The 14,009-nt window shown below is 39.1% G+C and carries 12 protein-coding genes; 1 reads left to right on the top strand and 11 read right to left on the bottom strand.

Annotated features, from left to right (window positions below):
- Nucleotides 1-22 precede the first annotated feature (22 nt).
- From mltG to AC4BHP_RS00990, 10 genes are all read right to left on the bottom strand, one after another.
- Nucleotides 23-1,147, bottom strand: coding sequence for an endolytic transglycosylase MltG (gene mltG, locus AC4BHP_RS01035; RefSeq protein WP_225983611.1), 1,125 nt, complete (start codon nucleotides 1,145-1,147; stop codon nucleotides 23-25).
- Nucleotides 1,148-1,447: 300 nt separating this feature from the next.
- On the bottom strand, nucleotides 1,448-1,720 hold the full coding sequence (locus AC4BHP_RS01030; protein WP_066105394.1) for a DUF1292 domain-containing protein: 273 nt from the start codon (nucleotides 1,718-1,720) through the stop codon (nucleotides 1,448-1,450).
- A 17-nt stretch (nucleotides 1,721-1,737) separates the two neighbouring features.
- Entirely contained in the window at nucleotides 1,738-2,157 is a 420-nt protein-coding gene (ruvX, locus tag AC4BHP_RS01025) for a Holliday junction resolvase RuvX (RefSeq protein WP_066105397.1), read from the bottom strand.
- Between the two features lies 1 nt (nucleotide 2,158).
- Nucleotides 2,159-2,425, bottom strand: coding sequence for an IreB family regulatory phosphoprotein (locus AC4BHP_RS01020; protein ID WP_066105399.1), 267 nt, complete (start codon nucleotides 2,423-2,425; stop codon nucleotides 2,159-2,161).
- A gap of 168 nt (nucleotides 2,426-2,593) precedes the next feature.
- A complete protein-coding gene (gene alaS / locus AC4BHP_RS01015; protein WP_490551102.1) occupies nucleotides 2,594-5,233 on the bottom strand; it encodes an alanine--tRNA ligase in 2,640 nt (879 codons plus the stop codon).
- A 348-nt stretch (nucleotides 5,234-5,581) separates the two neighbouring features.
- Nucleotides 5,582-6,649 (bottom strand): AI-2E family transporter, encoded by a 1,068-nt coding sequence (locus AC4BHP_RS01010; RefSeq protein ID WP_306821560.1) that lies wholly within the window; start codon nucleotides 6,647-6,649, stop codon nucleotides 5,582-5,584.
- 112 nt (nucleotides 6,650-6,761) lie between these two features.
- Nucleotides 6,762-6,893, bottom strand: coding sequence for a YrzQ family protein (locus AC4BHP_RS01005; RefSeq protein ID WP_077248072.1), 132 nt, complete (start codon nucleotides 6,891-6,893; stop codon nucleotides 6,762-6,764).
- A gap of 32 nt (nucleotides 6,894-6,925) precedes the next feature.
- Nucleotides 6,926-7,114: a YrzR-like zinc ribbon domain gene (locus AC4BHP_RS01000; protein WP_066105409.1), complete on the bottom strand. Its 189-nt coding sequence runs from the start codon at nucleotides 7,112-7,114 to the stop codon at nucleotides 6,926-6,928.
- A 90-nt stretch (nucleotides 7,115-7,204) separates the two neighbouring features.
- The gene (gene recD2, locus AC4BHP_RS00995) at nucleotides 7,205-9,631 is read right to left on the bottom strand and encodes an SF1B family DNA helicase RecD2 (RefSeq protein ID WP_490551097.1); all 2,427 of its coding nucleotides are present in this window, start codon (nucleotides 9,629-9,631) and stop codon (nucleotides 7,205-7,207) included.
- Nucleotides 9,632-9,647: 16 nt separating this feature from the next.
- Nucleotides 9,648-10,304 carry a tetratricopeptide repeat protein gene (locus tag AC4BHP_RS00990; RefSeq protein WP_066105415.1) on the bottom strand — a complete coding sequence of 219 codons (657 nt, stop codon included), beginning with the start codon at nucleotides 10,302-10,304 and terminating at the stop codon, nucleotides 9,648-9,650.
- A gap of 243 nt (nucleotides 10,305-10,547) precedes the next feature.
- Here AC4BHP_RS00990 and AC4BHP_RS00985 point away from each other — a divergent pair, with 243 nt between their 5' ends.
- A complete protein-coding gene (locus tag AC4BHP_RS00985; protein ID WP_490551096.1) occupies nucleotides 10,548-11,255 on the top strand; it encodes a GDSL-type esterase/lipase family protein in 708 nt (235 codons plus the stop codon).
- 13 nt (nucleotides 11,256-11,268) lie between these two features.
- On the opposite strand, the gene AC4BHP_RS00980 is transcribed toward AC4BHP_RS00985, so the two are convergent.
- On the bottom strand, nucleotides 11,269-13,956 hold the full coding sequence (locus AC4BHP_RS00980; protein WP_066105420.1) for a cation-translocating P-type ATPase: 2,688 nt from the start codon (nucleotides 13,954-13,956) through the stop codon (nucleotides 11,269-11,271).
- Nucleotides 13,957-14,009 lie beyond the last annotated feature (53 nt).

The raw sequence follows: 14,009 nt of genomic DNA, 5'->3' as shown, positions 1-14,009 counted from the left end.
TCCATAGTTCCCCTCCAAATGCTTAATTATTCGTTATATGTTTTGCCTTATCTTTATTATGTTCTTCTAATGTTTTATTAAAGATGACTTCTCCCGATTTAGTAGCAAGGAAATATAGGTCATCAATATCTGCAGGGTTTAATGCCGCCTGAATAGAGGTTTCACCTGCATTGGCAATTGGTCCAGGGGTTAACCCCTTATGTCGATAAAGATTATATGGTGAGTCGACTTCTAAGTCTTTGTATGTCACCCGATCTTTATGCTCTCCCAATGCGTACAGAACAGTTGGATCAGTTTGCAATCGCATATCCTTCTCCATCCTGTTTTTAAACACAGCAGATATTTTATCCCTATCCACCTTCTCAGTTGCTTCTTCTTCAATTAAGGATGCCATTGTTAATAGTGTATGCGGTGTCCATTTATCCTTGGACATTTCATCCTTATACTTCGCTAAGATTTCATTGGTTTTTTTTACCATATCGCTAACAATTGACTCTATTGTTGGATCTTCCTCATAAAATGAATACGTTGCTGGATATAAATATCCTTCCAATGGATATCTGACATTCTCGGCAAGAATATCATCCGTTAATAAATCAGGATACTTATTCATCATTTCTTTAATAAATCCATTTTTATTTATAACGGCTAAGACATCTTTTGACTTTTTGCCTGTTTTCTTGGCAATAATTTCTGAAATTTGTTCCAGATCTCTTCCTTCCGGAATAGTAATTCGATAGGTCTCAGCTACAATTCCATTTTTGATTTGATCGATGATTTCCTGAATTGTCATAGATGGTGATAAATTATAGGTTCCAGCCTGGAAACCAGATTCATTTTTAAACTTGACATAGTATTTAAATACTTTCGCGTTTTTAACGACTCCATTATCCTCTAATGTTTGAGAAATCAAACTAATTCCTGAACCACGAGGGATTTCCACCTTGATTGCATCTTTATTATCTGGGTCAACAGGTTTTAATGCGGAGGAGATATACAAATACCCACCAAGTCCAACAAGCGTCATGACAAGGATGACAGCAACTAACGAAACAGTAACAATTTTCCGTACCACTCTAGCTTCACTCTGTCTTTCAAGTAGCTTTATTTTCATTTGCTCTTTCTTCCAATTTTTATCATTATCCAAAAGTGATGCCCCCCTAAGGCATTTTATTACAAGCCCTCTTTATTTATTGCAAACATTAGCGGAATCTGTCAATGATTATCATAAAACTTTTTCTTAAACCGCTTGATTATATAATAAATTTCATGAATTGACCATTACTTTTTTATAACATGCTCTATTTTTCGGAGAATTTACCTAAAATCTCTTGAATAATCATCCTTTCACCATTCCTTGTAAAACCATTTCATCATTATTCCACAATACTTAAATCTACACATAAAAAAACTCCCCCGATAAAACCGGGAGAGCTATATTTTCAGTTTATTCTTCTTCGTCGAAGAATGTATTAATGACTTCTTCAACTAGAGCCCATTCTTCATCATCTTCTATATCATTTAATGTTCCGACTTCACCTGTTTCATCAGGAATATAAGAAGCTACATGGATGAGGTCTTCATCTTCTTCGCCTTCGTTTCCTACTGGTGCAAATACAACGTATTGCTTATCATAATCATCCAATTCGAACGTAAGTAATATTTCGTGTAACTGCTCGTTACCATCTTCATCAACAATTGTTATCATATTTTCTTCCATGTCTGATCACCTCTAAATTATTTGCCGCCACTATCTAAATATCCTTGCAGAATTAAGACAGCGGCCATTTTATCTATAACTTTTTTGCGTTTTTTACGGCTTACATCTGCATCTAATAAAACCCGTTCTGCGGCCATTGTGGTTAAACGTTCATCCCACAAAACGACCGGAACCTTATATCGTTTTTCAAGCTTTGAAGCATAATACTGACTTGCCTCGCCTCGCGGACCTACAGTTCCATTCATATTTTTCGGCAAACCTACGACAAATTTATCGACTTTATAAGGTTTAAGGATTTCATCTAAACGTTTCAGGCCAAGCTGATTTTTTTCTTCGTCAATTGCTATGGTTTCCAAACCTTGAGCAGTCCAGCCCATTTCATCACTGATGGCGACTCCCACAGTTTTACTACCCACATCAAGACCTACAATTCGCATATTATCCCTCTCGTTGCTGCTCTAAATAAGATTTGACCAGAACTTCTATAATCTCATCTCTTTCAAGCTTTCTAATAAGATTTCGTGCATCATTATGACGCGGAATATAAGCAGGGTCTCCTGACAAAAGATAACCTACAATCTGGTTAATAGGATTGTAACCTTTTTCATTTAGAGCATTATAGACTTCCATTAAAACATGGCTAACGTCATGCTCAAAAGAATCCTCCGGGAAATTAAATTTCATTGTTTTATCAAATGAACTCATTCCAACGCACCCCGCTTTCATTCAAAAAGCTATATTTCCATTGTTCCTCTTATTGTACACTACTTAAACCTAATAATAAAATTCGAATGATAGTTTTGGCTAGTCAATACTATCCATGCCAAAATGATTAGATTCAAAAAGAAGGGGGGCAAATCCTTTGCCCCGTTTTTATTTGTTAACCAAATCTTTTACCAGTTCAAGTGCTGCTTCTAAATCAGCAGGGTTCTTACCGCCGGCCTGAGCCATATCAGGACGTCCACCTCCGCCACCACCGCAGCGTGCCGCTACCTCTTTAATGATTTTACCGGCATGGTATCCTTGGTCTATTAAATCTTTTGTAACTGCAGCAATTAAGTTTACTTTTTCTCCTTGCGCACTTCCAAGGACAATGATGGAGGACCCTAGCTTTTGCTTTAAGTCATCAGCCATATTTCTTAAATTATTCATATCCTGAGCCTCTACCTTCGCTGATAAAACCGTTACACCATTAATTGTTTCAGCTTTGGATTGAATATTTCCTGCCTCGATATTGGAAAGCTTGGCTGCTAATGATTCATTTTCTTTTTGTGCGTCTTTTAATTCGCCTAATAGGGAATCAATTTTAACAGGCAAATCTTTTGGATTAGCTTTAACTTTAGCTGCTGCTTGGCGAAGAACACCAATTTGTTCTTTTAATTGAAGATACGCAGATTCGCCCGTTACTGCTTCAATCCTTCTGGTACCAGCCCCTATTCCACCTTCAGAGACAATTTTGAACAGCCCGATAGCAGAAGTATTAGGAACGTGGCAGCCACCGCAGAGCTCAAGGCTATAATCTCCCACTTGGACAACACGTACGATATCGCCATATTTTTCACCGAATAGAGCCATTGCCCCCATTGCTTTTGCTTCTTCAATCTGTTTATTTTCAATCGTTACATCAATACTCTTCCAAATTTTATCATTCACGATTTGCTCAACCTGTTCTAGCTCTTCTTCTGTAACTTGTCCAAAATGAGAAAAGTCAAAACGAAGTCGGTCCGGTCTTACTAAAGAACCCGCTTGGTTGACATGCGTGCCCAGTACATCCTTTAATGCTTGATGCAGTAAATGAGTTGCCGTATGGTTTTTAATGATTTTACGGCGATTTGCTTCATCTACAACCGCTTTCCCATACGCACCTTCCTTCAGTAATCCATATTCTACGATAACTGTATGCAGGTTTTGGCCATTTGGAGCTTTTTGAACATCCTTCACGAATACTCGTAGGTCTTCAGATTCAAAGAATCCTTTGTCCGCAATTTGTCCGCCGCTTTCAGCATAGAAAGGTGTTTGGTCAAAAATGATTTGAACTTCTTCTCCCGCCATGGCATCGTCCGCTTTTTCTCCATTTTTAATGATTACTTCCACTGTTGCCGGGCATTTAAGGGTTTCATATCCAACAAATTTACTTTGTACTTTTATGTCACCTAAAATACCGCTTTGTACTTGCATGGAGTCTACATCCTGGCGAGCAGCACGTGCACGTGTCCGCTGAGCTTCCATCTCTCTTTCGAAACCTTTACGGTCGATTTTCATGCCTTCATCTTCAGCATACTCTTCTGTTAATTCAACTGGGAATCCATAGGTATCATAGAGACGGAATACATCAAATCCGTTTACTATATCGCTGCCCCTTTTCTTCTCAGCCTCAATAACTTCCGCAAGTATAGCTAACCCGTCATGAAGAGTTTCATGAAAACGCTCCTCTTCATTACGAACAACCTTCGCTATGAAGTCCTGTTTCTGTTTAACTTCTGGATAATAATCTACCATGATATCCGCCACAACTGGAACCAATTCATACATAAATGGCTTATTGATACCAATTTTCTTAGCAAAACGAACAGCTCTGCGCAGCAATCTGCGTAAAACATATCCGCGTCCTTCATTGGAAGGAAGTGCTCCATCACCTATTGCAAACGCAACCGTACGGATATGGTCAGCAATAACACGAAATGCTACATCTTTATCCGCACTTGTTCTATATTGTTGACCTGAAATTTCTTCAGTTTTATGGATAATCGGCAGGAATAAATCCGTATCAAAGTTCGTGTCACCATTTTGGAAAATGGATGCCATCCGCTCTAATCCCATCCCTGTATCAATATTTTTCTTCGGTAATTCAGGATACTCACTGCGCGGTATTTCTGGATTTGCATTAAATTGAGACAATACGATATTCCAGATCTCAATATAACGATCATTTTCGATATCTTCTTCAATTAAACGAATGCCGATATCTTCAGGATCAAATTTTGTACCGCGGTCAAAGAAAATTTCAGTATCAGGTCCGGATGGGCCTTCACCAATTTCCCAGAAATTGTCCTCAAGCGGAATTAAGTGACTATCCGGTACGCCTAAGCTTTTCCATACCTTAAGGGTATCAGTATCTGCTGGATAGTATGTGATATAAAGCTTGTCTTTTGGCATAGCAAACCAGCGTTCATCTGTTAATAGCTCCCAGCCCCATTTGATTGCTTCCTCTCTGAAATATTCTCCAATAGAGAAGTTACCCAGCATTTCAAAGAAAGTATGGTGTCGAGCTGTTTTTCCAACATTTTCAATATCGTTTGTTCTAATCGATTTTTGGGCATTCGTAATCCTTGGATTTTCAGGAATAACTCGTCCATCAAAATATTTTTTTAATGTTGCAACTCCGGAATTAATCCATAACAGTGTCGGATCTTCCACCGGTACTAACGATGCACTCGGTTCAATTCTGTGACCTTTTTCCTGAAAGAAATCTAAAAACATTTGGCGAATTTCTGCCCCAGTCATGTACTTCATAAGATTGAATCCTCCTTTTTTATACACAAAAAAGCCCTCATCCCTAAAAACAGGGACGAGAGCTTGACTCGCGGTACCACCCTGATTACGAAACATCTAAAAAGTTTCGTCACCTCAGAAACCTTAACGCGGTTTAAACGGCGGGTTTTTGCCCGCACTCCGGACTAGCTTTCTGTCTCTCTTCTTCCAAAGTCTCTTTCAGCCATGGAGACTTCTCTCTTTCATGTAAATAGGATTTACATTCGGAAGGGCTTAAACATACTCGGTCCATCAACATATTTCAATATATTCCGTTATAAGTTGGATTATAGTCATAAGTGTTTTCTTTGTCAATGTTTCAGGAATTGTTTAAGGGTTATTCCTTAATATTTTACTATGAGTAATAGCAACCTTCAAAAAGGCTAAAATAGGGACAGCAAGAATCAGGCCTAGTATTCCGCTAATCTCACCACCGACAAGCAAAGCAAAAATGATAATAAGCGGGTGCAGCTTTAACGTTTTCCCCATGATAATTGGTGAAAGGACATTCCCCTCCAGAAATTGAATCACAATAATGATAATGGCCACCTTGATGACCATGCCCGTTGACATAGTGATCGCTACGAGCAATGCCGGAACCGCTCCAATCAGAGGTCCGAAATAGGGAATAATATTCGTTACCCCAATAAAAAGGCTCAGCAATAAAGGATACTTCATACCAAATAACCAGAAAAGTATAGCGGCAAAGGATCCCACAATCGTACAGACCAAGAGCTGTCCGCGAAGATATCCGCCCAAAGAATGGTCGATATCCTTCAAGAACTTTTTCGTTGTGTCTCTGCTTTTTTTAGGAAATAATCTTAAACCAAAATCAATAATCTTTTCAGCATCCTTCAGTAAATAAAAGGATATGAGAGGGATGAGTAACACAAAGATGAAAAAATCCGACAGCCCACTTAGCGCTTCTATTAATACAGTTATAGAAGAACTCAGTTTCATTTCTATAGAGCTGATGATTTGCTCCAAACGATCATGCAGACCAAACGGCCAGCTTGAGGTTTGTGAATGAAAACGAGCTATGTAACCTCGATATAACTCTGCCATTTCTGGTGCTCTTTCTGCAACATCAATCATTTGGTTAATGAATACTGGAATTCCTTTATACAATCCATAGCCGACTGCCCCAAAAAACACCAGATAAATCAAACCGATTGCCAAACCTCTATGCAAACCTTTCTGATGAACTTTTTCCACCAGGGGATGAAGGAGGTAACTAATAAGAGCGGCTCCAATAAATGGTGATAATGCAGTTAGAAAAACCTGTATAACAGGAAACCATATTGGTCTGAGCAAGTAAAACACAAATAATACGATAAATAATAATAATAGAAATCCAAGTCGATAAAACCACTTTATCTGTATGTTCAAAAATCCCACCTCTGTACTATTTTCTTTATGTTAAAAGAAAATATGTATGGGGATTCTGCAGGCATACACTAAAAAAGGTTTAAAAGGCAGAGAATCTACCTTTTAAACCCTTAACTTCCAATCAAAATGACTTCATGATTGTTCGTTTAATCTTTCTCATATTACGGCCGGATAGCATTCCATTATTGGACATACTCCGATAGATCGCCATTCCCGCTCCTAAGGTTATTAACGACGAAACCATTTTATTCATAGCAACTCACCTCATAATTTAGGAAGTACGAATCAAAGACTCATCTGTCGGTCTTCTTCGCTAAACAAATCATCTAAAGAACTTAACACTCCATCCTCTTCCACCTGATGGACATGCATAATTCCTTTTTGGATAGATAATTCCACAAAACAATTCCAGCAATAATATTGATTCACGCCAATCTTGCCGATATCTTTGCTGGAGCAATTCGGACATTTCATAGCAATCACCTCATAAAAAAATATCTCTGTAATTGCCAGTTTGTCCATTGTATGCAGAATTCATTCAGCTTAAAGACCGACATTTGTATTTTAACCGCGTATCATAAAATCATAAGGCGTAATGTTTTCCATCCCAATCATTGGATCTGTTTGGAATATTTTTTGCTCATACGTCAAGCCGTCTTCATTGGAACTTTCATTTTCAGTAACTGGATTTTCAGGTTTGGAGATAAGTTCCTTATCACGGAACCCTTCCTGCAGTTTTTCAAGTAGAGTTGTTCGCCGTTCCTCCTCACCACTGCGACCGACGCCGTATCGTAAGGCTTCCTCTTCACCGCATACAATCAGGAACTGTTTGCTCCTTGTTATAGCCGTGTAAATTAAGTTCCTCCTTAGCATGCGGTGATAGCTCTTAACAACTGGCAATATGACGATTGGGAATTCACTTCCCTGGGATTTATGAATGGAACAACAATAAGCATGAGTTATTTGATTGAGCTCCTGGCGTGTATACTTCGCTTCAATGCCATCAAATGAAACAAAAATCTGATCCTGCTTATCTTCATTTTCCTTTGCATAGATAATCGCAATAATTTCACCCATATCACCATTGTAAATCCCATTTTCAGGCTGATTCACTAATTGGAGAACCTTATCTCCAACCCGATAAACCACATCCCCAAAAGTCAATTCCCTTTTCTTCTTATCGCGATTATCATTAAGAATGCCCTGCAGGAGGACATTGAGGGAATCAATTCCGGCACTCCCTCTGTACATTGGAGCCAAAACCTGAATATCACGGGCTGGGAACCCTTTTTGGCGGGCATTGGTTACAACCTGCCTAATCACATCTGCTACTTGATTAGTGGAACAAGAGAAAAATGAACGATCGCCCTGCGGTTTCCGAATATCTGGCGGCAGCTGTCCGTTTTTTATCGCATGCGCGAGCTGAATAATGGAAGAACCATCTTCCTGTCTGAATATCGATTCCAGACGGGTTACAGGAATAACGGAAGAGGCAAGTAAATCCTTCAATACCTGACCTGGTCCAACTGAAGGCAACTGATCCTCATCACCAACGAGGATGACTTGCATATCATTCGGCAATGCTTTAAAAAGCTGATTGGCCAGCCAAATGTCTACCATAGACATCTCATCTACAATTAAAAGCCTTCCGCTGATTGGATTATCTTCATCACGCTGAACATCCGACCCATTCCAGCCCAATAAACGGTGGATAGTTACGGCGGGAAGCCCTGTGGATTCCTTCATCCTTTTTGCCGCGCGTCCTGTTGGAGCTGCTAAAACAAATGGAAATGGATTTTCATTATTATAATCCTTTGGATTAAGGGACAACCCATGTAATTCTGAGTATAATTCAACGATTCCTTTAATAACGGTTGTTTTACCGGTACCAGGACCTCCTGTCAGGATCAGCATCGGAGAATGTAAGGCTTTAAAGATTGCATCCTTTTGCTCCTCAGCGTACTCCATCCCAATTCGCTCTTCTAGTTTGCCTAGCTCCAATAAAAATTCAGATTCAGGAAATTGATCGGCATATGAGTCCTGAGACATAATCCGTTTAATATTCGTTACAATCCCTTTTTCAGAAAAGTAGAGGGACGGCATATAAAACCTTTTCTCTTCTCCAATGATTTTTCCCTCTTCACCGAGTTGGATAAGTGATTCCGTAATTTGCTCAAAAGTGATGGTCACATTTTGATTTTGTTCCAAGAGAGTTTTTACGCTGATCAACAGTTCCTCAGCCTCGGTATACGAATGCCCGTCCTGTACACAAGATCTGTCAAGTGTATAGAGAATCGCTGCCTTAATCCTGGATGGATGGCTTCCTCCAATGCCGAGCTGCAGTCCGATTTCATCTGCGCGAGTAAATCCAATTCCCTCAATCGTTTCGACTAGCTGGTATGGATTTTGCTCAATGATGGAAATCGTGTCCTCTTTATAAGCCTGATAAATTTTCATCGACAGCTGAGGTCCAAACCCCAGGCTGGATAAATTAATCATGATTTGCTCCAGGCCCTGATTGGCTGCCAGAGTATCATACAATTGCTTTGCCTTTTCACCGCTTAGCTTAGGAATTTGATCGAGCAATGATGGATTCGCTAAAATTTTGGAGATTGCCTTTTCGCCAAGTTTTTCGACAATCGATTCTGCAATCTTTTTCCCAATCCCTTTAAAAAGAGATCCGGATAAATAAGCAATCACACCCTCCTTTGATTCAGGAACTTCACGCTGGAAGGTCTCTACATGAAATTGAATCCCAAAACGGGGATGTTCTTTCATTTTCCCATAAAACGTGTATATTTCTTCCTCATGAATAGGGGGGAAATACCCGGTAATAACAGCTTCTTTTTCATCGTAATTCAAATTCGTTTCTTTCACTCTGATTCGTACAACCGAGTATAAATTTTGTTCATTATGAAAAATGGTAACCAAATGTGTTCCTTTAATGAAAGGTTTGTCATTGTCGGAGAAGACGAACGACTCTTGTTCCACAAGAAGCACCTCCCGTTTATAACAGTTCTTTCATTTGTTTTAACCCATTCAAAGCAAGGATGTGATCAGGCTGGATTTCAACCGCTTTTTCAAAATAAGCGATTGCTTTATCTGCATCTCCCTTAATCCCACCGTAGGCCACACCCAGGTTAAAATACGCATCTGCATGTGACTCATCAATTTCAAGCGTCTTATTCCATGCATCAATCGCCATATCATACATTTCAGCACCTGCCAAAGCCAGTCCATAATGGAACTGAGCTTCTGCATCCGACGGATTTAATTCAACACTTCTTTGGAAATAAGGTAATGCCAGCTTCGGCTGGTCTAAATGAAGCAGACATAATCCCAGCATAAACATCACATCTGCTGTTTCAATTCCTTTTTTGATAGCCAGCTCAAACTGATCCTTCGCCTTCACTAAATCATCGAGCTCATAATAAATGCTGCCCAATCCATAATAGGCAGTCGCAGCTTCCGGATCCAGTTCAATAGCTCTTTCAAAAAATTTAATCGCACGTTGATTGTCGTTCATCGATGCCAATACATTGCCGAAATTGATAAACCCTACTGGGTCATTTGGATTTTCTTCAATCATCTCGGTAAATACTTTTGCAGCATCCTCCCATTTTCCTTGTTCCATATATTGAATACCTAATTTATTTTTATCCATACTATTCACTCCTACATTCCTAACTGAATGGAAATAGTATACCACAAAGTGATAGTCCGTTGTCCTAGAGACAAGCATCTGGACTAGCAGTGCGCCATCCATTATAAGTTATAGAAAATCCCACCAGTTTACCTTCCTAAATATGCCTAGATTACTCTCTTAATCACACAGCATAAAAATATTACACTTTTTGTTAAAATTAATTGGTTTTTGGGTAGAAGTATATTTATGGGAGTGAGAGATATGAAGAAACTACAATATGCCACCGGACTTTTACTAACAATCGGACTGATTTATATCGGATATACCTTCTTTTTAGATGAAAAGATAAAAGCCAATCAGGAACATGTTATTATGGCTTTAGGTGATTCCTTAACCTATGGGGTGGGCGATCGCCATGAGGAAGGCTATGTCGGTCAGCTTGAAAAAATTTCAGAAAGCGAATCCTCAAATAAAAATTATAAAATCAATAATTATGGAATTCCGGGTCAGGAGTCAGAGGGAGTTATCAAACAATTAGCGAATCCTACAATAAGTGAGAAAGTGAATGAAGCTGACTATATTATCTTATTTATAGGCACTAATGATTTGCGTACAAGTTTGGGCGGTGATTTTCAAACCATCAATCAAGCCGCTATAAAGAAAGGGAAAAAAGATTATCTTGATAATGTAGATGACATTTTGAAAAGCATTCGCCTGGTTGACCATGATGTCCCCTTTATTGTTGTTGGATTATATAATCCATTTCCTAATGACGACCGCCTTGACGAAATTCTAGATGACTGGAATCACGATCTAAAAGAAACGGTCAGTAACTACTCATCTATCACCTTCGTACCAACAGATGATTTGTTTCAGGATAAAACAAAAAAAGACTATTTCAGTGATAGCCTCCATTTAAATGACAAGGGATATCGCCTGATTGCTAATCGAATCAGCGAAGAAATATAGAAGGCTATGGAGCTTAATCCATAGCCTTTCTTTTTTCATAGTATCTTAAGAAGCCCTTAACAATTTCATTTACGACAATGGTTCCAATTGTACAGAAGAAGATTAGGATCCATTCCCTTAAGCCTATCGGTTCAATCTTGAGTAATTTGGCAAAAGGTTCGATATAAACAACTGCCAATTGTAACAAGATGACACCTATGACAGACCAATTTAAATATTTATTGCTAAACACATCTGTTTTCCAGATTGGTTTACGTAAATGTCTGACATTATATACTTGCATGTAGCTAATAAAGGTTAGTGCCATAAAGGCAACCGTTTGTCCGACTCTCAGTTCATGGTCTGTAAGCTGATTAAATTGTAAATCGAATATGGAATCAATTCCAGCAGCCCATTTCAACCCAATTAGGAAGGCTAGGAGAGAAGCTACACCAATCAACAAACCATTTAAAATCAGGAAGATGACTGAATCCCTCGTGAAAATCCCTTCTTTTTTAGGCCTTGGTTTATCCAGCATAACATCCTTATTCTTATCTACACCAAGCGCAAAGGCTGGAATAGAATCACCAACTAAATTCAGCCATAAAATATGGACGGTCAGTAACGGTGTCGGCCAGCCAAGCAAGATGGCAAAAAAGAGCACTAGAACTTCACCAAAGTTACTTGTAACAAGGAAAAGCACAGATTTTCGTATATTAGCAAAAATATTTCTACCCTCTTCAACCGCTTTTATAATCGTGGTGAAATTATCATCCATTAAAACCATATCAGAGGCACCCTTGGCAACATCTGTCCCAGTTTGTCCCATAGCAACCCCAATATCAGCTGTTTTTAAGGAAGGAGCATCATTAACACCATCACCGGTCATTGAAACAATATGCCCATTTTCTTTGAAGGCCTGAACGATTTGGACTTTATGCTCCGGTGATACCCGGGCGAATACACGAGTATCGACTGCTGCTTCCTTCAATTCTTCAGGTGTCATTTGATTCAATTCGGCACCCGTGATAACTTTATCGGATTCCGTTATCCCTAAACGGTGCGCAATCGCAATCGCTGTTTGCGGATGATCACCTGTAATCATCGTTACTTCAATTCCTGAACGATGAGCTCTTTCAATTTGAAGTTTTGCCTCCGGTCGAGGCGGATCCATCAAGCCTACCATTCCAAAAAACGTCAAACCATTCTCTATTTCTTCTTCATTCAGTTCAGAAATCGCTTCGGCCGAAACTCTTTTTCCCGCCAAAGCCATTACACGAAGAGCGCGGTTGGACATCTGCATCACAGCTTGATTAATTTCAGTTATGTATTCCGGCGTCATTTTTACTATTTCGCTATCTAGTTGAATAGTGGTTATTCTCTCTAGCAGGATATCTACTGCACCTTTTGTCAGTACAATGTATCCATCGCCATCTTTATGTATGGTAGTCATCCTTTTTCTCGTTGAATCGAACGGAATTTCGGCTACACGCGGAAATTCTTTATCTAAATCAGACTTTGTGTAACCATTCACATGTGCTGCTTTAACAAAAGCCACTTCTGTCGGGTCGCCGGTTTCTTCCGGTTCATAAGTGGCATCCGAGCATAATGCCAATTGATTAATCAACCTTTGGTCATCCGCAGAATATGGTACATCTTCCTCTATAACTTTTAAATTAACATAACGCTCAACGACACTCATTTTGTTCAAAGTCAGTGTTCCTGTTTTATCTGAACAAATCATGCTAACCGAACCCAAAGTTTCAACTGCCGGAATTCTTCGTATAATTGCCTTTTGCTTAATGAGGCGCCTTACCCCTAGCGTTAAAACAATTATGACCATTGTCGATAAACTCTCAGGTATAGCCGAAACAGCAAGACTTGTGGAAATCATAAACATTTCTCCAGGATTCCGTCCCTGCATTAATCCTACAATGAACATAACGACACAAACGATAATGGCACAATAACTTAATTTTTTCCCAAGCTGATCAAGATTTTTCTGCAAAGGAGTTTTGCTGGATTCAGTGCTGTGAAGCATTTCAGCTATTTTCCCAACCTCTGTATTCAACCCGGTTGCAGCCACAATTCCAATCCCTCGGCCATTTGTAACTTGAGTAGACATGAATGCCATATTAAGATAATCACCAAGTGGCTGATCAGGATTTTCCAAATTCCAATTCTCGTCCTTATCTACTGGAAGGCTCTCCCCCGTTAAAGCAGACTCTTCAATTTTCAAGGAATGGGATTGAATGATACGAATATCAGCCGGTACTGTCCTTCCGGCTTCAAGTAAGACGCAGTCACCAGGTACGAGCAAGGATGCATCTATTTCCCTGACATTTCCTTCTCTTTTTACCAAGGCTTTCGGTGCTGCTAACTTTTTTAGTTCGTCCAATGCATTTTCTGCCTTTTTCTCTTGGACTACACCAATAATGGTGTTGATAATAATCACAAATGTAATAATTAAACCGTCACTCACTTCACCCACTATAAATGAGAATAAAGCGGCAACCATCAATATGTAATTAAGTGTGTTATGTATTTGTAAAGCAATCATTTTTAACAATGAATTTTTTTGCTCCACTCCGAATTCATTTTTTCCATAGTCTTTTAATCTCGCTTCGGCTTCTTTTTCCGTTATCCCCCTTTCTGCATCAGTTTCAAATACTTCTAATACCTCTTTCTTGGAAAGTGAATAATCGTACTTCTTCACATCCATCTTCATCACCTGCATATTTATATTTTACAGAACGTAAATAGCCTGTTTCTCTA

The sequence above is a fragment of the Pradoshia sp. Z4_20 genome (assembly GCF_058216035.1).
The sequence above is the reverse complement of the archived record's forward strand: the minus strand, read 5'-3'. Positions and strand labels throughout refer to the sequence as shown.